At 62.6% G+C, this 18,512-nt stretch carries 19 protein-coding genes; 9 read left to right on the top strand and 10 right to left on the bottom strand.

What is annotated here, in order from left to right:
* Genes bioD through bioB form a run of 4 tightly spaced genes read right to left on the bottom strand, consistent with a single transcriptional unit; the run spans position 1 to position 3,575 of the window.
* Positions 1-669, bottom strand: coding sequence for a dethiobiotin synthase (gene bioD / locus JS46_RS12490; protein ID WP_033751603.1), 669 nt, complete (start codon positions 667-669; stop codon positions 1-3).
* Positions 666-1,421: a malonyl-ACP O-methyltransferase BioC gene (gene bioC, locus JS46_RS12495; RefSeq protein ID WP_033751605.1), complete on the bottom strand. Its 756-nt coding sequence runs from the start codon at positions 1,419-1,421 to the stop codon at positions 666-668. Before bioC ends, bioD begins: the two co-directional genes overlap by 4 nt.
* Complete coding sequence (gene bioF, locus JS46_RS12500; protein WP_033751608.1) at positions 1,405-2,544, bottom strand: 8-amino-7-oxononanoate synthase; 1,140 nt, start codon at positions 2,542-2,544, stop codon at positions 1,405-1,407. The genes bioC and bioF overlap by 17 nt, the downstream gene beginning before the upstream one ends.
* Positions 2,544-3,575 (bottom strand): biotin synthase BioB, encoded by a 1,032-nt coding sequence (bioB, locus tag JS46_RS12505; protein ID WP_033751611.1) that lies wholly within the window; start codon positions 3,573-3,575, stop codon positions 2,544-2,546. The genes bioF and bioB overlap by 1 nt, the downstream gene beginning before the upstream one ends.
* 87 nt (positions 3,576-3,662) lie before the next feature.
* Here bioB and bioA point away from each other — a divergent pair, with 87 nt between their 5' ends.
* A complete protein-coding gene (bioA, locus tag JS46_RS12510) occupies positions 3,663-4,955 on the top strand; it encodes an adenosylmethionine--8-amino-7-oxononanoate transaminase (RefSeq protein ID WP_033751614.1) in 1,293 nt (430 codons plus the stop codon).
* A gap of 86 nt (positions 4,956-5,041) precedes the next feature.
* Complete coding sequence (locus JS46_RS12515; RefSeq protein ID WP_033751616.1) at positions 5,042-5,518, top strand: kinase inhibitor; 477 nt, start codon at positions 5,042-5,044, stop codon at positions 5,516-5,518.
* A gap of 48 nt (positions 5,519-5,566) precedes the next feature.
* Here JS46_RS12515 and pgl read toward each other — a convergent pair whose 3' ends face one another.
* The gene (gene pgl / locus JS46_RS12520) at positions 5,567-6,565 is read right to left on the bottom strand and encodes a 6-phosphogluconolactonase (RefSeq protein ID WP_033751619.1); all 999 of its coding nucleotides are present in this window, start codon (positions 6,563-6,565) and stop codon (positions 5,567-5,569) included.
* Between the two features lie 158 nt (positions 6,566-6,723).
* Between pgl and JS46_RS12525 the strand changes: the two genes are divergently transcribed.
* On the top strand, positions 6,724-7,542 hold the full coding sequence (locus JS46_RS12525) for a pyridoxal phosphatase (RefSeq protein WP_033751622.1): 819 nt from the start codon (positions 6,724-6,726) through the stop codon (positions 7,540-7,542).
* Here JS46_RS12525 and modC read toward each other — a convergent pair whose 3' ends face one another.
* From modC to JS46_RS23395, 4 genes are all read right to left on the bottom strand, one after another.
* Positions 7,543-8,601 carry a molybdenum ABC transporter ATP-binding protein ModC gene (modC, locus tag JS46_RS12530; RefSeq protein ID WP_033751626.1) on the bottom strand — a complete coding sequence of 353 codons (1,059 nt, stop codon included), beginning with the start codon at positions 8,599-8,601 and terminating at the stop codon, positions 7,543-7,545. It abuts the gene before it with no gap.
* Positions 8,601-9,290: a molybdate ABC transporter permease subunit gene (gene modB / locus JS46_RS12535; protein ID WP_033751628.1), complete on the bottom strand. Its 690-nt coding sequence runs from the start codon at positions 9,288-9,290 to the stop codon at positions 8,601-8,603. The genes modC and modB overlap by 1 nt, the downstream gene beginning before the upstream one ends.
* Positions 9,287-10,060 (bottom strand): molybdate ABC transporter substrate-binding protein, encoded by a 774-nt coding sequence (gene modA / locus JS46_RS12540; protein WP_033751631.1) that lies wholly within the window; start codon positions 10,058-10,060, stop codon positions 9,287-9,289. Before modA ends, modB begins: the two co-directional genes overlap by 4 nt.
* Positions 10,061-10,196: 136 nt before the next feature.
* Positions 10,197-10,349: an AcrZ family multidrug efflux pump-associated protein gene (locus JS46_RS23395; protein WP_033751635.1), complete on the bottom strand. Its 153-nt coding sequence runs from the start codon at positions 10,347-10,349 to the stop codon at positions 10,197-10,199.
* 134 nt (positions 10,350-10,483) lie between these two features.
* Between JS46_RS23395 and modE the strand changes: the two genes are divergently transcribed.
* From modE to gpmA, 6 genes are all read left to right on the top strand, one after another.
* Positions 10,484-11,266, top strand: a complete 783-nt coding sequence (gene modE, locus JS46_RS12550) for a molybdenum-dependent transcriptional regulator (RefSeq protein ID WP_033751637.1) — start codon at positions 10,484-10,486, stop codon at positions 11,264-11,266.
* Between the two features lie 76 nt (positions 11,267-11,342).
* Positions 11,343-12,812 (top strand): molybdate ABC transporter ATP-binding protein ModF, encoded by a 1,470-nt coding sequence (gene modF / locus JS46_RS12555; RefSeq protein ID WP_033751638.1) that lies wholly within the window; start codon positions 11,343-11,345, stop codon positions 12,810-12,812.
* A gap of 237 nt (positions 12,813-13,049) precedes the next feature.
* A complete protein-coding gene (gene galT / locus JS46_RS12560; protein WP_033751639.1) occupies positions 13,050-14,093 on the top strand; it encodes a galactose-1-phosphate uridylyltransferase in 1,044 nt (347 codons plus the stop codon).
* The gene (gene galK, locus JS46_RS12565; RefSeq protein WP_033751641.1) at positions 14,090-15,238 is read left to right on the top strand and encodes a galactokinase; all 1,149 of its coding nucleotides are present in this window, start codon (positions 14,090-14,092) and stop codon (positions 15,236-15,238) included. Before galT ends, galK begins: the two co-directional genes overlap by 4 nt.
* Positions 15,232-16,266 (top strand): galactose-1-epimerase, encoded by a 1,035-nt coding sequence (gene galM, locus JS46_RS12570; RefSeq protein WP_033751643.1) that lies wholly within the window; start codon positions 15,232-15,234, stop codon positions 16,264-16,266. The genes galK and galM overlap by 7 nt, the downstream gene beginning before the upstream one ends.
* Positions 16,267-16,426: 160 nt before the next feature.
* Complete coding sequence (gene gpmA / locus JS46_RS12575) at positions 16,427-17,179, top strand: 2,3-diphosphoglycerate-dependent phosphoglycerate mutase (protein ID WP_033751646.1); 753 nt, start codon at positions 16,427-16,429, stop codon at positions 17,177-17,179.
* 96 nt (positions 17,180-17,275) lie between these two features.
* On the opposite strand, the gene aroG is transcribed toward gpmA, so the two are convergent.
* Complete coding sequence (gene aroG / locus JS46_RS12580; protein ID WP_033751648.1) at positions 17,276-18,328, bottom strand: 3-deoxy-7-phosphoheptulonate synthase AroG; 1,053 nt, start codon at positions 18,326-18,328, stop codon at positions 17,276-17,278.
* Positions 18,329-18,512: the final 184 nt, after the last annotated feature.

Below are 18,512 nucleotides of genomic sequence, written 5' to 3' on the forward strand. Positions count from 1 at the left end.
CTAGTCAGGCAGCGTGATAAAGCGGCCGCAGTCCGCCTGCGCCGCCGCATCGGGCAGCCAGGGGATTTCGCCGAGAAACGGCGCGGGAATGCGCTGTTTCAGCGTCGCCATATAGGCCTGATGGCGCTTGCCCGGCGGCTCAATATCGTTGGCTATCCAGCCCGCCAGCCGCAGGCCGCGCGCCTGCACCGCATCGGCGGTCAGCATGGCGTGGTTGATGCAGCCCAGTTTGACCCCGACCACCAGGATCACCGGAAGCTGCTCCTGCGCTACCCAGTCGGCGTAGGTCTGCGTCTCAGACAGCGGCGTGTACCAGCCGCCGGCGCCCTCCACCAGTACCCACTCCGCCTGCGCCTCCAGCGCGCGCAGCCCCTGCGACAACGCCTCGAAAGCGATTGGCCTGCCCTCTTCCGCGCTGACGATATGCGGCGCCGTCGGCTCGATAAACGCCAGCGGATTAACCTGTTCGTAGCGCAGCGTCAGGCTGCTGTAGCGCTGCAGCGCCAGCGCATCGCTGTTGCGTACGCCCTCCGGCGTGACGTCGCAGCCGGAGGCGACCGGCTTGTAGCCGGCGGTGCGATAGCCCGCCGCGCCCGCCGCCTGCAGCAGCGCGCCGCTGGCGACGGTTTTACCCACCTCGGTGTCGGTGCCGGTAATAAACCATTTCATCGTTGCGTAACTCCAAAAAGCAGTTGATAAGTCAGACGGCAACCCTGCGCATCGCGCGGCCACAGCGCCTCGAGCTGCGCCAGCCGCTGCCGCGTCAGCGGCGCGCCGTCCCGGCCCTGGTGCAGATGCGTGGCGCCGATGCCCTTCAGCGATCGCATCGCGCTCAGGGCGTTGGGAAAATGCATCACCTGCGTCTGACGGATAAAGCGAAGGTTGAGCCCGGCGCCCGCCGCGCGCACCTGCTCCTCGGTCAGAAAGCGATTGGCATGCTCGCCGAGGCCCAGCGGCCGCCAGGCGTCGTGCACCTCCTGCAGCGAGCCGGCCAGCAGCGTCGAGAAGAGCATGACGCCATCGGGCCGCAGCACGCGGGAGAACTGGTGCAGCGCGGTGCGCAAGTCGCTGCTCCACTGCACCGCCAGATTGCTCCAGACGCAATCGACGCTCTGGCTCGCCAGCGGCAAGGCGTCAATGTCGCCCGCCAGATAGCTGCTCGCCGCGTCGAGGCCGCGCGCCTGCCGCAGCATCTGCGGCGAGAGATCGAGCGCCACGACGCGCTGCCCGCGCTGTTGCCAGAGGCGGCTGTACCAGCCGGTGCCACAGCCTGCGTCAAGCAGATCCCCATCGGCCAGAGGCGGCGCCAGCGCCAGCAGCGCGTCGCCGCAGCGACGCTGCAGCTCGGCGTGCTGTTCATAGTGGCCCGCCGCACGGCCGAACGCGCGCGCCACCGCCGCTTTGTTAACCCGCAGCGTCATGCAGCGCCTCCAACAGTGCGTCGATATCATCCGCCCGGTGGGCGGCGGTCAGGGTGATGCGCAGCCGCGCGGTGCCGGGCGGCACCGTCGGCGGCCGGATGGCGCTGACCCAGCAGCCCGCCTGCATCAGACGCTGCGACAGCGCCAGCGCGCCGCCGTTTTCGCCGACGATCAGCGGCTGGATTGCGCTTTCTGAGGGCATCAGCGCCCAGGGTAAGCCCGCCGCGCCGCGGCGAAAGCGCTGAATATTGTCGCTGAGCCGCTGACGCAGCGCGTCCCCGCCCTGAATCTCATGCAGCGCCGCCAGCAGCGCGCTCGCCTGGGCGGGCGGCATCGCCGTCGAGTAGATGAGGTGGCGAGAAAACTGCAGGAAATAGTCGGCGGTCGCGTCGTCGCACAGCAGCGCCGCGCCGCTGACGCCAAAGGCTTTGCCGAAGGTCACCACCAGCAGCTCCGGCTTGACGCCCTGCCGCCAGCAGCTGCCGCGCCCCTGATCGCCCACCACGCCGATGCCGTGGGCGTCATCCACCAGCAGCCAGCCGTCGGCGCGGCGAGCGGCGGCGGCGAGCGCTCCCAGCGGCGCGCTGTCGCCGTCCATGCTGAAGATCCCTTCGGTGATCACCAGGGTTTCGCCATCGCACGGCGACGCCAGTCGCTGCGTCAGGCTCTCGACATCGTTATGGTGAAAGCGGCGCAGCGTGGCGGGCGTATGGCCCGCCGCATCGAGCAGCGAGGCGTGCGCCAGCTTATCGGCGATAATGCGATCCTGCTTCTGCGCCAGCAGATGCACGATCGCCTGATTGGCGGCGAAGCCCGAGATAAACAGCAGCGCGCGCGAATAGCCGAGCCAGTCGGCGAGCTGCGCCTCCAGCTCGGCGTGGCGGGTGCTATACCCCGTGACGTGTCCCGACGCGCCGGCGCCCGGCGCGCCCTGACGCCAGCCGGCGATCACCGCCGGATGCTGGCTCAGGCCGAGATAGTCGTTGCTGGAGAAGTGACGGTACCGCTTTCCCTCGACCTGCAGCGTGCGGGTATCGTTGCGCGCCACCAGCCGACGCTGACGCCAGCCGTCAGCGGCACGGCGCGTCTCCAGCGCCTGCGCCATACGCGTGGAGAAGCTCATTACAGCGCCGCGTTGTAGAACTGGTCGGTGTCGGCGTGGAACAGCTGCTCGCTCAGCTGCTGCTGCTGTTCATTATCGCCGTGCGCGGTGTGGGTATGTTCAGGATTAAGGCCCAGCTTGCGGAACAGCAGCAGGTCTTTATCCTCTTCCGGGTTCGGCGTGGTGAGCAGCTTGCAGCCGTAAAAAATCGAGTTGGCGCCTGCCATAAAGCACATCGCCTGGGTCTGCTCGCTCATCTGCTCGCGGCCCGCCGAGAGACGCACGTGCGAGGTCGGCATCATGATGCGCGCTACGGCGATAGTGCGGATAAAGTCGAACGGCTCGACGTCGTCGTTGTCCGCCAGCGGCGTGCCCTTGACCTTCACCAGCATATTGATCGGCACGCTCTCCGGCGGCGTCGGCAGGTTCGCCAGCTGCACCAGCAGCCCGGCGCGATCGCTCACGGTTTCGCCCAGCCCGACGATGCCGCCCGAGCAGACTTTGATACCGGCATCGCGCACTTTGCCGAGCGTATCCAGCCGCTCCTGATAGGAGCGCGTGGTGATGATGCTGCCGTAAAATTCCGGCGAGGTGTCGAGGTTGTGGTTGTAAAAATCGAGCCCGGCGCCCGCCAGACGCTGCGCTTGTCGATCGCTTAGCGTGCCGAGCGTCATGCAGGTTTCCATTCCCAGCGCCTTCACGCCCTGCACCATCTGCTCAAGATAGGGCATATCGCGGTCGTTGGGATTTTTCCACGCCGCGCCCATGCAGAAGCGGCTCGAGCCCGCCGCTTTCGCTTTGCGCGCCGACGCCAGCACCTCCTGTACCTCCATCAGCCGCTCGGATTCCAGGCCGGTTTTATAGCGGGCGCTTTGCGGGCAGTATTTGCAGTCCTCCGGGCAGGCGCCGGTTTTGATCGACAGCAGCGTGCTGACCTGAACCTGACGCGGGTCGAAATGCTGGCGGTGAACCTGCTGCGCCTCAAACATCAGCTCAAGAAAAGGTTTATCAAACAGCGCCTGCGCCTGCGCCAGAGTCCAGTGTTGTGCCATTGCCTACTCCAAAAAAAGGGTGTCATCCCGACAGTTAACGTGGTTATACTTGTAAACTAAATCTTTTTATTTTGGTTTACAACTACCATGTTTACCCCTCAGGACGCTGAATTCGACCGCCAGCATATCTGGCATCCCTATACCTCGATGCGCGATCCGCTGCCCTGCTACCCGATAGTGGCGGCGCAGGGTACGCAACTGCAGCTGGCGGACGGCCGCGAACTGGTGGACGGCATGTCCTCCTGGTGGGCGGCGATCCACGGCTATAACCATCCCCGGCTGAACAGGGCGATGCAGGATCAGATGGCGCAGATGTCGCATGTGATGTTCGGCGGTATTACGCATCCTGCGGCGGTCGCGCTCTGCCGCCAGCTAGTGGCGATGACGCCCGCCGCGCTGGAGTGCGTATTTCTCGCCGATTCTGGCTCGGTCGCGGTGGAAGTGGCGATGAAGATGGCGATGCAGTACTGGCTCGGGCGCGGCGAAACGCGCCAGCAGTTTCTTACGCTACAGCGCGGCTATCACGGCGACACCTTTGCGGCGATGTCGGTATGCGATCCCGATAACTCGATGCACAGCCTGTGGCGCGGCTATCTGCCGGAGCACCACTTCGCCGCCGCGCCGCAGTGCCGCTTTGACGATATCTGGGACGAGCGCGACGCGGATGACTTTGTCCGCCTGATTGAGCAGCACCATGCGCAACTTGCCGCGGTCATCCTTGAGCCGATCGTCCAGGGCGCGGGCGGCATGCGCTTCTATCATCCGCGCTATCTGCAGCGGGTGCGCGAGTGCTGCGATCGCTATGATGTGCTGCTGATCGCCGACGAGATCGCCACCGGTTTCGGCCGCAGCGGCAAGCTTTTCGCCTGCGAGCATGCGGAGGTGACGCCCGATATTCTCTGCGTCGGCAAGGCGCTGACCGGCGGCATGATGACGCTGGCGGCGACCCTCGCCACGCGCCGCGTCGCCGACGGCATCAGCGACAGTCCGGCGGGCTGTTTTATGCACGGGCCGACCTTTATGGGCAACCCGCTGGCGTGCGCCGTGGCCGCAGAGAGTCTCTCTCTGCTTAACGAGGGCAGTTGGCCGCAGCAGGTGGCGCGCATTGAACGGCAGCTGCGCGATGAGCTGATGCCGCTGCGCGCTGCGCCGCAGGTGGCGGATGTGCGCGTGCTGGGCGCTATCGGCGTGGTTGAGACGCGCCGTCCGGTCAATATGGCCGCGCTGCAGCGCTTTTTCGTCGATCGCGGCGTCTGGATCCGTCCGTTTGGCCGCCTGATCTACCTGATGCCGCCCTATATCATTACGCCGCAGGCGCTGCGCCAGCTGACCGAGGCAATTGCCGAAGCGCTGACGCGGGAGGCGCACTTTAACGCCTGATCGTCGCTAACAGCTGGAACCGCCTGCTTTTTTCGCTAAGATGGAAGACGTTGATACTGAAGGTTTATCCCAACCGAGGAGAGAAGATGCGCGTTTACAGCAATGATTTTAACGACGGCGACAAGATGCCGGAGCGCCAGGTGTTTAACGGCATGGGCTATCAGGGCGACAATATCTCCCCGCACCTGGCGTGGGACGATGCGCCGGAAGGCACCAAAAGCTTCGTCGTGACCTGTTACGATCCCGATGCGCCGACCGGTTCCGGCTGGTGGCACTGGGTGGTGGTGAATATTCCCGCCAGCACCCAGCTGCTGGAGCAAGGCGCCGGTTCCGGCCTGGCGATGCTGCCGCCGGGCGCGCTGCAGACGCGCACCGATTTCGGCAAAGCCGGCTACGGCGGCGCCGCGCCGCCGCAGGGCGAAAGCCATCGCTATATTTTTACCGTGCATGCGCTGGATGTCGAAACGATCGAGGTGGACGCCGAAGCGAGCGGCGCGATGGTCGGCTTTAACGTGCATTTTCATGCGCTGGCGAGCGCCAGCATTACGGTGAACTATTCGTAACGGAGCCTGAAGGCGGCGCAGCGTGGCCGCTGCGCCGGAGTTCTCTTCTTAATCGAGCGAGTGGATCACCACCCACATCGGTCCCTGGCCCACCGCATAGCGCGCCAGCGGAGTCAGCAATCCCTGCGGCTCGCTGATGCGGTACACTTCGATATGGTGCGATTTCTGACCTGCCGCCACCAGATAACGACCGCTGTGATCGATATTAAAGCCGCGCGGCTGGGTTTCCGTCGGCTGATAGCCCTCGATAGAGAGCAAGCCACCATCTTCGCTGACGCTGAACACCGTAATGGTGCTGCTGGTGCGATCGCAGGCGTAAAGGAAGCGGCCGTTAGGGGTCAGGTGTATATCCGCCGCCCAGCGCGTTTCGTTAAAGCCCGGCGGCATCATGTCCAGCGACTGCACGCGCTCTACTTCGCCGCGCGCATTGCTCAGCGCCCAGACGTCGACGGTGCTGTCGAGTTCATTGACGCAGTAGGCGTAGCTGCCGTTGGGATGAAACGCCATATGACGCGGACCCGCGCCCTCTACCGTGGTGACCTGCGCCTGCTCGCGCGGCGCCAGCGTGCCGTCGGCGCTCAGGGAGTAAAGGCAGATGCGATCCTGCTTCAGCGCCGGAACGAACAGCGTCTGGTTGGCATTGTCGATATTGGCGGAGTGGCAGCCGTCCAGCTCGCGGATCACCTGAGACGGCGCCTGCGGCAGGCCGTCATCGCCAATCGGGCTGACGCTGACGCAGGCGTCGTTATAGGAGCCGCAAAACAGAAAGTTGCCAGCGCGATCGGTGGAAATATGGGTCGGACTGCCCGGCAGCGGCGCTTCGCCCGCTTCGCTCAGGGTGCCGTCGGCGGCAATGCGGAACGCCAGCACGCGGAAGTTCGGGCGCACGCCGACGTAGAGAAAATCTTTCTTCGGGCTGACCACCATCGGCTGAACCTGGCCGGAGACGTCCGTCACCTGCAACAGCGAAAGTGCGCCCTCTTCATCTAACCGCCACGCGTGGATCTGCTGGCTCTCGGGACTGGCGGTATAAACGACTTGTTTCATGCATTCTCCTTGTTCGCAGCCTGTCAGTTTGTGTCTGTGGCTCACTGTAGCCTGTTTTGCCACGGTGCGCCGGAATCATTTGTGCCCTGCTTTTTGTCTCAGGCCCGCGCCCGGGTGTAGACTCGGTGCCTCTTTAATCCTTTCACTCGGAATAAGCCATGAGCTATCGCGTAATCGCCCTCGACCTTGACGGCACCCTGCTGACGCCCGCGAAAACCATTCTGCCTCAGTCCATCGAGGCGCTGAAGCGCGCCCGTCAGGCTGGCGTCAAGGTGGCTATCGTCACCGGCCGTCACCACTGCGCCATCCACCCTTTTTATCAGGCGCTGGAACTCGATACACCCGCAATCTGCTGCAACGGCACCTATTTGTATGATTATCAGGCGAAAAAGGTGCTGGCTGCCGACCCGCTGGATAAGGACCAGGCGCTGCGCGTGATTGAGATGCTGGATGAGCACCACATTCACGGTCTGCTCTACGTCGACGATGCGATGCTCTATCAGACGCCGACCGGTCACGTAATACGCACCCTGAAATGGGCGGAATCGCTGCCGCCGCATCAGCGTCCGCTGTTTGTTCAGGTGCCGGACCTGGCGCAGGCGGCGCGCGACGCGCAGGCGATCTGGAAGTTCGCGCTTTCCCATGAAAACACTGCCGAACTGCAGCGGTTCGCCACGCTTGTGGAAGCGGAGCTGGGACTGGCGTGCGAATGGTCGTGGCACGATCAGGTGGATATCGCGCAGCGCGGCAACAGCAAAGGCAAGCGGCTGGCGGAGTGGGTCGCCTCGCTGGGCTTCTCTATGCAGGATGTCATCGCCTTCGGCGACAACTATAACGATCTCAGCATGCTGCAAGCCGTCGGGCTGGGCGTGGCGATGGGCAATGCCGACGAGGCGATCAAGGCGCGCGCGAAGCAGGTGATCGGCACCAACCTTGAGCCGGGCATCGCCGAGGTGATCGCGCAGCAGCTGCTGTAATCAGGCGGCGACCGATACGCTTTTAATCTGGGCATAGAGCCACTGATCCGGCCGAATGCCCAGCTCATCCCGTGCCCAGGGCGAAATGCGCGCCCAGAGTTCGCTGACGCCGATGCGCAAACGCACTTCGACCTGATCGCCCACTTCCAGCAGCTCCACCACCTGCGCCGGCAGGATATTGCGTATCGAGCTGAGCTGCGGCGGCTGCAGCGCCAGCGAGACGTCCGCCGAGGCGATACGGATGCGCAGCGGGGTTTTCACCGGATAGTTAACCCGGCTCACCCAGATATGCTGGTCGCCGAGCGACAGCGCGCTCATTGGATAGTCGGGATGATGCTCCAGCACCTGCACGCGCAGCACGCTGGTCAGTTCGCTCACCGGCAGCCAGGGCCGCATCGCGCTGCTGCTCCAGACCTTCTCCAGCGGTCCGAACGCCCTGACGCCGCCGCGATCGAGCACCAGCACGTTTTCCGCCAGCTGCAAAATTTCATCGAGGCTGTGGGTGACGTAGAGCACCGGGATCTCGACCTGTTTCGCCAGCTTCTGCAGATAGGGCATCAGTTCGCGCTTGCGCGGCAGATCGAGCGAGGCGAGCGGCTCGTCCATCAGTAAAATATCGGGCGCGCTCAGCAGCGCGCGGCCAATGGCGACGCGCTGCTTTTCACCGCCGGAGAGCGACAGCGGAAAGCGATCCAGCAGGCTTTCCAGCCCCAGCAGCGCCACCAGCGCGTCGAACTGCCCTTTCATCGCAGGCGACATGCCGTAGTGCAGATTGCCGCGCACGCGATAGTGGGGAAACAGCCGCGCATCCTGAAACACATAGCCGACGCGGCGTTTTTCCGGCGGCAGCATCACGCCCTTCTCAACGTCGAGCAGCACACGGCCGTTAAGCGCAATCGTACCGCGCTGCGGCTGCGTCAACCCGCTAATGGCGTTGATCAGCGACGTCTTGCCTGCGCCGGAGACGCCGAATACTGCGGTAATCCCCTTCGCCGGGATCTGTGCGTCGATATCGAGCTGGTGATCGCCCAGCCGCTGCGAAAAGTTCAGCGTCAGCATCAGGCGCCCATCCTTTTACGGCCCCAGCGCGCCAGCCATTCGGAGACGAGCAGCGACAGCAGCGCCAGTGCGATGGCGATAGCGCACAATCGCGCCGCCGCGCCCTCTGCGCCTGGCGTTTCAATCAGGGTAAACATCGCCAGCGGCAGCGTGCGCGTCTCTTGCGGAATGTTAGAAACGAAAGTAATGGTGGCGCCGAACTCGCCCAGTGAGCGGGCAAAGGCCAGCACGGTGCCGACGATAATGCCGGGCAGCGTCAGCGGCAGCGTGATGGTGAAAAAGACGCGCCAGCGCCCGGCGCCGAGCGTGCGCGCCGCCTGCTCCAGCCGCATATCCACCGCCTCCAGCGCCAGCCGGATGGCGCGCACCATCAGCGGAAAGGCGATCACCGCGGAGGCGAGCGCCGCGCCGCGCCAGCTAAAGGCGAAGCTAAAGCCGAACCAGTCGTAGAGATACTGGCCAATCACGCCGCGTCGGCCCAGGCCGATCAGCAGCAGATAGCCCACCACCACCGGCGGCAACACCAGCGGCAGATGAATAAGGCTGTCGAGCAGCGATTTGCCTGGAAACTGGCAGCGCACCAGAATCCAGGCCGTAAGGATGCCAAACGGCAGGCTGAACAGCACTGCGATGCTGGAGACTTTCAGGCTAAGCACCACCGCCTGCCATTCGGGATCGCTGAGTATCATGCTTTCGGGGAGAATCCGTACTGTTTAAACACCGCGGCCGCTTCAGGCCCTTTCAGATAGTCATAAAACGCCTTCACCGCAGCGTTGTTATGCGCTTTTACTATCGCCATCGGATATTCCACCGGCTTGTGGCTGGCGGCCGGAAAAGTGCCGACAACCTGTACTTTCTTGCTGGCGACCGCGTCTGACCCGTAGACGATGCCGTAGGGCGTTTCGTTGCGCTCCACCAGCGCCAGCGCGGCGCGCACGTTATTAGCGCGCGCCAGCGACGGCGAAACCTGCTCCCAGGCGCCCAGCTTTTGCAGCGCTTCCTGCGCATAGATGCCGGCAGGCACATGATCGGGATCGCCGACCGCCAGACGCTCGCCTTTCAACAGGCTTTTCCAGTCGGTCTGTTGATTCAGCGTAACGGGCTTCGCGCTGTCGCCGCGCGGCGCCACCAGCACCAGTTCGTTGCCGAGCAGGGTCACGCGCGTGGCGTCCTCCATGCTCTTTTTCGCTACGGCGTCATCCATCCACTGCTGGTCCGCTGAGATAAAAAGATCGGCTGGCGCGCCCTGCTCAATCTGACGCGCCAGCGTCGAAGAGGAAGCAAACGACGACACCACCTCGACGTCAGTTTTCTTTTTATACTGCGTCGCAATCTCCTGCAGCGCGTTGGTCAGCGACGCGGCGGCGAAAACGGTGACTTTCTCAGCGGCGGCCGCCTGACCGGCCAGCGTGACGCTCAGCGCGGCGGCGATGCCCCAGCGGATTGATGGTAATGACATAGGTGTTCTCCTGTTTTGCGTTGTATAGTCGATGATACAACGCCCGCCTGGGGGAGCGTGATAAAATTATCGGCAGAAAGAGAGGAAGGTTGAGCGTAAGCAAATAAAAACGCCCGCTTGAGCGGGCGTCGTAAAATCAGCGGGTGGAGCGTGAAGCGTGCTCGCGGCGGCCGAATTTCGAGATGACGTTGAACACCTCGCCCAGACCATAGATCAGGCCCAGCATAATCGCCATCACCACCGGCACCATAATCACCGCCACAGCAAGGCTTTTTAACAGTTCCAGCATGGAAGTCTCACTCAGCAAAGCAAAAAAGTGATTGTAACGTCTGAGGAAAAAAACGCACTGCCCTTTTCGTGCTTTTACTTTTTACGCCGCTCACCGCTATGATCGTTGCATTCACACGTTCTGGAGACGCCACTATGCAGGCTGAACTTTCCCTCTCTATCCGGCTGCAGCAGAAGCTGTTCGCCGATCCGCGCCGTATAGCGCTACTGAAACGCATCCGCGAAACCGGCTCTATCAGCCAGGGCGCGAAGCTGGCGGGCATCAGCTACAAAAGCGCCTGGGACGCCATCAATGAGATGAACCAGCTGGCTGACGAGACCCTCGTAGAGCGCGTTACCGGCGGCAAAGGCGGCGGTGGCGCGCAGCTGACGCGCTACGGCGAGCGGCTTATCCAGCTGTTCCAGCTGCTGGAGCAGATTCAGCAAAAGGCGTTCGACGCGCTGCATAACGACACGGTGCCGCTCGACAGCCTGCTGGCGACCATCGCGCGTTTTTCTCTGCAGACCAGCGCGCGCAATCAGCTGTTCGGCACCGTGGTGGCCCATGACGATCGGCATGTGGTGCAGCATCTTCAGGTGCGGCTGGCCGACGGCGCCACCCTGCTTAACGTGGCGCTGACCGAGCGCAGCGTGGCGCGCCTGCAGCTCGAGGCGGGCAAAGAGGTGCTGGTGCTGATCAAAGCGCCATGGATCCAGGTGAGCCGCGAGGCGTCGCAGGCGGATAATCAGCTGAGCGCACAGGTGAGCCAGATTGAACCCGGCGAGCAGATGAGCGAAGTGCTGATGACGCTGCCGAGCGGCGAATCGCTCTGCGCCACGCTCTCTAACCAGCAGGTGCAGCAGCAGAATCTGCAGCCGGGCGACGCCGTCACGGCAAGTTTCAATGCCGAACACGCGATTATCGCTACGCTGCTCTGACCTGCGCGCCATGATTTGACTTCCCTGACGGCACTGGGTACAACCCGGTATTACAGTGCATAAAGTGGAACACATCATGGCATTATTGCAAATTTCGCAAGGCACGTTTCGTCTTAGCGACACCCGATTACTGAACCTGAACGATCTGCGACTGACGGGCGGCCAGAGCTGGGCCTTTGTCGGCGCCAACGGCAGCGGCAAATCGTCGCTGGCGCGCGCGCTGGCAGGCGAGCTGGCGCCGGAGAAAGGCGCGTTCGCCAGCCGGTTCGCGCGCCCGACGCGCCTGTCGCTGGAACAGCTGCAAAAGCTGGTTGCCGACGAATGGGAACGCAACAACACCGATCTGCTGAGCGAAGGCGAAACCGATACCGGCCGCACCGCGCTGGAGATTATCCAGGATGAGGTACAGGACGCGGCGCGCGCGCAGGCGCTGGCGGAGCGGTTCGCCATCGGCTACCTGCTCGATCGACGCTTTAAATACCTTTCCACCGGCGAGACGCGCAAGGTGCTGCTCTGCCAGGCGCTGATGAAACAGCCCGATCTGCTGATCCTCGACGAGCCTTTCGACGGCCTCGACGTCGCCTCGCGCGCCAGCCTGACGGAGACGCTGGCGAACCTGCAGCAGCCCGACGTCGCGCTGGTGCTGGTGCTCAATCGCTTTGACGACATCCCCGATTTTATTCAGCAGGTCGGCGTGCTGGCGGAGTGCACCCTGACCCACGTCGGCGCGCGCGATGCGATTCTGGCGGAGGCGCTGGTGGCGCAGCTGGCGCACAGCGAACGGCTGGAGGGCATGGCTCTGCCGGAGCCGGATGCGCCCGACCAGCTGCCGCTGCTGGCGCAGGGTACGCCGCGCGTCATCCTGCGCAACGGCATGGTCTGCTACAACGACAAAGCGGTGATCAACGGGCTGAACTGGCAGGTCAACGCCGGCGAACACTGGCAGATCGTCGGGCCGAACGGCGCCGGAAAATCGACGCTGCTGAGCCTGGTGACCGGCGATCATCCTCAGGGCTACAGCAACGAGCTCTGGCTGTTCGGCATTAAACGCGGCAGCGGCGAAACCATCTGGGATATCAAACAGCATATCGGCTACGTCAGCAGCAGCCTGCATCTGGAGTATCGCGTCAGCGTCAACGTGCGCACCGTGATCCTCTCCGGCTTCTTCGACTCCATCGGCCTTTATCAGGCGGCGTCGGAGCGGCAGAAGGCGCTGGCGCGGCAGTGGCTGGCGCTGCTCGGTATGGATAACGCGCTGGCCGACGCGCCGTTCCATAGCCTCTCCTGGGGCCAGCAGCGGCTGGTGCTGATCGCCCGCGCGCTGGTGAAGCATCCGGCGCTGCTGATCCTTGACGAACCGCTGCAGGGGCTGGATCCCATCAATCGCCAGCTGGTGCGCCGCTTCGTCGATATTCTCATCGGCGAAGGCCGCACCCAGCTGCTGTTCGTTTCTCACCACGCGGAAGACGCGCCGCGCTGCATCACCCATCGACTCAGCTTTGTGCCTGCCGCCGATGGCTACGCTTATCAGCAAGAAAGTCTGTAATAACTCCCGCGACGCCGCTCTGCGGCGTTCGCTTACTTACGCCGGCCCTACCTATGTAACCGCTACCATGGCTTTGCCCTTTTCACCTCTATATTCGCAAGCAAAAGGCTTTGAATAAGAATTTTCAGCTTGTGTAAACGATTCCATTTATCCAGACTTGATCACGCTTTACCGCGCGATGATGTGCTACTTTTTAACCCTGCCTGTCTGGCTTTTTGACGTTAACCAGGACTCAACATGGAAAAATTTAACCCGGTCGATCATCCGCATCGCCGTTACAATCCGCTGATCGATCAGTGGATCCTCGTTTCGCCCCACCGTGCCAAACGTCCCTGGCAGGGCGCGCAGGAAACCCCTTCGCAAGAGAAGCTGCCGGCGCACGATCCCGACTGTTTCCTCTGCGCGGGCAACACGCGCGTCACCGGCGACAAAAACCCTGATTATAAAGGCACTTACGTTTTCACTAACGATTTCGCCGCGCTGATGACCGATACGCCGGAAGCGCCGGAGAGCAGCGACGTGCTGATGCGCTGCGAAAGCGCGCGCGGCACCAGCCGGGTGATCTGCTTCTCGCCTGATCACAGCAAGACGCTGCCGGAGATGTCGCTGCCCGCGCTGGAAGAGGTGGTTAAAACCTGGCAGGCGCAGACCGCCGATCTCGGCCAGCACTATCCCTGGGTGCAGGTTTTTGAAAACAAGGGCGCGGCGATGGGCTGCTCTAACCCTCATCCGCACGGCCAGATATGGGCCAACAGTTTTCTGCCTAACGAAGCGCAGCGCGAAGATGCGCATCAGCGCGCCTACTATGCTGCGCACGGCTCGCCGATGCTGGTGGACTACGCCGCACGCGAACTGAGCGACGGCAGCCGCACCGTGGTCGAGACCGAACACTGGCTGGCGGTGGTGCCCTGGTGGGCAGCATGGCCGTTCGAAACCCTGCTGCTGCCGAAAGCCCATATTAAACGCCTCAACGATCTCTCGCCGGAACAGAGCGCAGATCTGGCGAAAGCGCTTAAGCAGCTGACCAGCCGCTACGACAACCTGTTTCAGTGCTCTTTCCCCTACTCCATGGGCTGGCACGGCGCGCCGTTCAACGGCGAAGAAAACGACCACTGGCAGCTACACGCGCACTTCTACCCGCCGCTGCTGCGCTCGGCTACGGTTCGCAAATTTATGGTCGGCTACGAAATGCTGGCTGAAACCCAACGCGATCTAACGGCGGAACAGGCGGCAGAACGTCTGCGCGCCGTTAGCGATATTCATTTCCGCGAGGCACAATAATGTTAAAAACCACCACGCAGCAGATTTTCAACGACACCTTCGGCTATGCCCCGACCCACACCATTCAGGCACCGGGCCGCGTGAACCTGATTGGCGAACATACTGACTACAACGACGGCTTCGTGCTGCCGTGCGCTATCGATTATCAGACCGTTATCGCCTGCGCGAAGCGCGACGATCGTCAGGTGCGCGTCGTGGCGGTGGATTACGATAATCAGCAGGACAGCTTCTCGCTTGACGCGCCGATCCTCAGCGTGAAAGAGCCGATGTGGGCCAACTACGTGCGCGGCGTGGTGAAACACCTGCAGCAGCGCGACGCCAGCTTCGGCGGCGTCGACATGGTGATTGCCGGCGACGTGCCGCAGGGCGCGGGCCTCAGCTCGTCGGCGTCGCTGGAAGTGGCGGTCGGCACCGTATTTCAGCAGCTCTACCACCTGAAGCTCGATGGCGCGGCCATCGCCGTCAACGGTCAGGAGGCGGAGAACCAGTTCGTGGGCTGTAACTGCGGCATTATGGACCAGCTCATCTCCGCGCTGGGCAAAAAAGATCACGCCATGCTGCTCGACTGCCGCACCCTCGGCACCCGCCCGGTTTCAATGCCGAAAGATGTCGCGGTGGTGATCATCAACTCTAACTTCCGCCGCAATCTGGTGGGCAGCGAATACAACACGCGCCGCGAGCAGTGCGAGACCGGCGCGCGCTTCTTCGCTCAGCCGGCGCTGCGCGACGTGGATATCGATCAGTTCAAAGCGGTGGAGCATGAGCTGGACCCGCAGGTGGCAAAACGCGTGCGTCACGTGCTGACGGAGAACGCCCGTACCCTGGAGGCGGCCGACGCGCTGAGCAAGGGCGACCTGAAACGCATGGGCGAGCTGATGGCGGAATCGCACGCCTCGATGCGCGACGACTTCGAAATCACCGTGCCGCCGATCGACGCGCTGGTCGAGATCGTTAAGGCGGAGATCGGCGATCGCGGCGGCGTGCGCATGACCGGCGGCGGCTTCGGCGGCTGCGTGGTGGCGCTGATGCCGTTCGATCTGGTGGATCGGGTGAAGGCGGCGGTGGCGGAACAGTACGAGGCGAAAACCGGCATCAAAGAGACCTTTTACGTTTGCACCGCCTCAGAAGGAGCGGGCCAATGCTAAGCGACGTCAATTCACACGCGCCAGACGGTCAGCCGTGGCGCATTACCGTGCTGCGCAACGCCAGCGGCATGGTGGCGACCTTTATGGACTGGGGTGCCACCTGGCTGTCGGCGCGGGTGCCGATGCGCGACGGCAGCGTGCGCGAAACCCTGCTCGGCTGCGCCACGCCGTCCGACTATCTGCAACAGGACGCCTATCTCGGCGCCACCATCGGACGCTACGCCAACCGCATCAGCCAGGCGACGCTGACGCAGCAGGCTATTCAGCTGGTGGCGAACCAGGGCGAGCACCAGCTGCACGGCGGGCCGCAGGGCTTTGACAAGCGCCGCTGGCAGATCGTCAGCCAGAGCGAGAACAGCGTGGTTTACCGCCTGGATTCGCCGGACGGCGACCAGGGCTATCCTGGCAACCTGCTGGCGCAGGTACGCTATGAGCTGGACGACGACAACTGCCTGTCGATCAGCTATCAGGCGGAGGTCGATCGGCCCTGCCCGGTCAATCTCACCAACCACGCCTACTTTAATCTTGATGCGCATCATGGCGACGCGCGCCAGCATCGCTTACAACTGCTGGCCGAACAGTATCTGCCTGTCGACAGCGACGGTATTCCCAATGCGCCGCTGAAAGCGGTGGCGGGCACCAGCTTCGATTTTCGCGCGGGCAAGATTGTGGCGCAGGATTTTCTCGCCGACGCCGATCAGCAGGCCGTGAAGGGTTACGATCACGCCTTTCTGCTCGACAGCGCCGGCGACGCCAGCCAGCCAGCCGCGCACCTCTGGTCTGCCGACGGCGAACTGCAGCTGACCGTGACCACTGCCGCGCCCGCGCTGCAGTTCTATACCGGCAACTATCTGGCGGGAACGCGCGCGCGCGAACAGGAAAGCTATACTGCTTTCCAGGGCATTGCGCTGGAGAGCGAATTTTTACCCGATTCGCCGAATCATCCCGAGTGGCCCCAGCCCTCATGCTGGCTGCAGCCGGGCGAGCGCTGGGAGTCGGTGACGCGCTACCGCTTCACGCCGCGCTGAACCGCCTGAAAAACGCGCAGTGCGTTGCCGACAGGCTTACACCCTGCGCCGTTTTCCGCTATGGTATGGCGCTATCCATGTGCCGCCGGGCGCGCGCGTCGGGTTGGTTGCAGCAAGGTTTCCATTATCGTAGAAACATCAAAGAGTTAAGGAGTTAACTATGGCCGTAACTAAGCTGGTTCTGGTCCGCCACGGCGAAAGTCAGTGGAACCAGGAAAACCGCTTCACCGGATGGTATGACGTGGATCTTTCTGATAAAGGTCGCACCGAAGCCAAAGCAGCCGGTCAGCTGCTGAAAAAAGAAGGTTTCGTCTTTGATTTCGCTTACACCTCCGTACTGAAACGCGCCATTCACACTCTGTGGAATGTTCTTGATGAGCTGGATCAGGCCTGGCTGCCGGTAGAGAAATCCTGGCGTCTGAACGAGCGTCACTACGGTGCGCTGCAGGGTCTGGATAAAGCGGAAACCGCGGCCAAATATGGCGACGATCAGGTGAAACAGTGGCGTCGCGGCTTTGCGGTTACGCCGCCGGAGCTGGATCGCAACGACGAGCGTTTCCCTGGCCACGACCCGCGCTATGCGAAGCTGAGCGCTGAGCAGCTGCCGACCACCGAGAGCCTGGCGCTGACCATCGATCGCGTTATCCCTTACTGGAACGAGAGCATTCTGCCGCGCATCAAGAGCGGCGAGAAAGTGATCATCGCGGCGCACGGCAACTCGCTGCGCGCGCTGGTGAAATACCTCGACAACATGAGCGAAGATGAGATCCTCGAGCTGAACATCCCGACCGGCGTGCCGCTGGTGTATGAGTTCGACGAGAATTTCAAACCGATCAAACACTACTATCTGGGCGATGCCGACGAGATTGCCGCGAAAGCCGCCGCCGTCGCTAACCAGGGTAAAGCAAAGTAAGCGCGAGCTGAAATGTAAAAAGGCCAGACAATGTCTGGCCTTTTTTTATGGCTGCGGATCTGGCGCTGACGCGAACAGCATCTCCACCGCTTTTAATCAGCCGCGGCGCTGCTTCACCGCCGCAGCCAGCTGACGCAGCACCTTGTCGGTGTCAGGCCAGCCGATGCAGGCGTCGGTGATGCTCTTGCCGTAGACCAGCGGCTCGCCGCTCTCCAGGCTCTGGTTGCCCTCGACCAGATGGCTCTCAATCATCACGCCGATAACGCCGCGCTCGCCGCCAGAAATCTGCGCCGCCACGTCATCCGCGACTTCCAGCTGCTTCTGATACTGCTTGCTGCTGTTGGCGTGGCTGAAGTCGATCATCACCTGCGGCGGCAGACCCGCCTTCTCCAGCCCGGTTTTCACCGCGCTAACGTGCTGCGCGCTGTAGTTCGGCTCTTTGCCGCCGCGCAGAATAATGTGGCAGTCCGCGTTGCCGCTGGTTTCGACAATCGCTGAATGACCATACTTGGTCACTGACAGGAAACAGTGCGGCGAACCCGCGGCGTTGATGGCGTCGATCGCCACCTTGATGGTGCCATCGGTGCCGTTCTTAAAGCCGACCGGACAGGAGAGCCCTGACGCCAGCTCGCGATGCACCTGCGACTCGGTGGTGCGCGCGCCGATAGCGCCCCAGCTCATCAGGTCCGCCACGTACTGCGGCGTGATCATATCGAGAAACTCGCCCGCCGCCGGCAGGCCGCTGTCGTTGATCTCCAGCAGCAGCTGGCGCGCCAGGCGCAGGCCGTCGTTCAGCTGAAAGCTGCCGTCCATATAGGGATCGTTGATCAGCCCTTTCCAGCCGACGGTGGTGCGCGGCTTTTCAAAATAGACGCGCATCACCACTTCCAGCTCGCCTTTCAGCTCGTCGCGCAGCTTCAGCAGGCGCGAAGCGTACTCTTTCGCCGCCTGCGGGTCGTGAATCGAACAGGGGCCGATTACCACCAGCAGGCGATCGTCCTCGCCCTGCAAAATCTGATGGATAGCGTCGCGCGCGCGGGCAACGGTGCGCGCGGCATTATCGGTGGCGGGAAACTTCTCCAGCAGCGCAACGGGAGGCAGCAGCTCTTTAATATCCCGAATACGTAAATCATCATTCTGGTAATTCATAAATCATTCCATTTATTCCTGGCCCAACGCGGGTCGGGCACAACCCGACCAATTTATCCCGTTGCGCCCGGAGTGTAAATTCAGGGCGCGTCTTAAATGCATGCGTGAGATTTGCATTTATAGGGTTCTCAACTAGGCTTTTACATGTAAGCACTGAGGAACGCTTCGCTTACATTATTTATCC

Source organism: Pantoea sp. NGS-ED-1003, assembly GCF_000738765.1.
Lineage (GTDB): Bacteria > Pseudomonadota > Gammaproteobacteria > Enterobacterales > Enterobacteriaceae > Pantoea > Pantoea septica.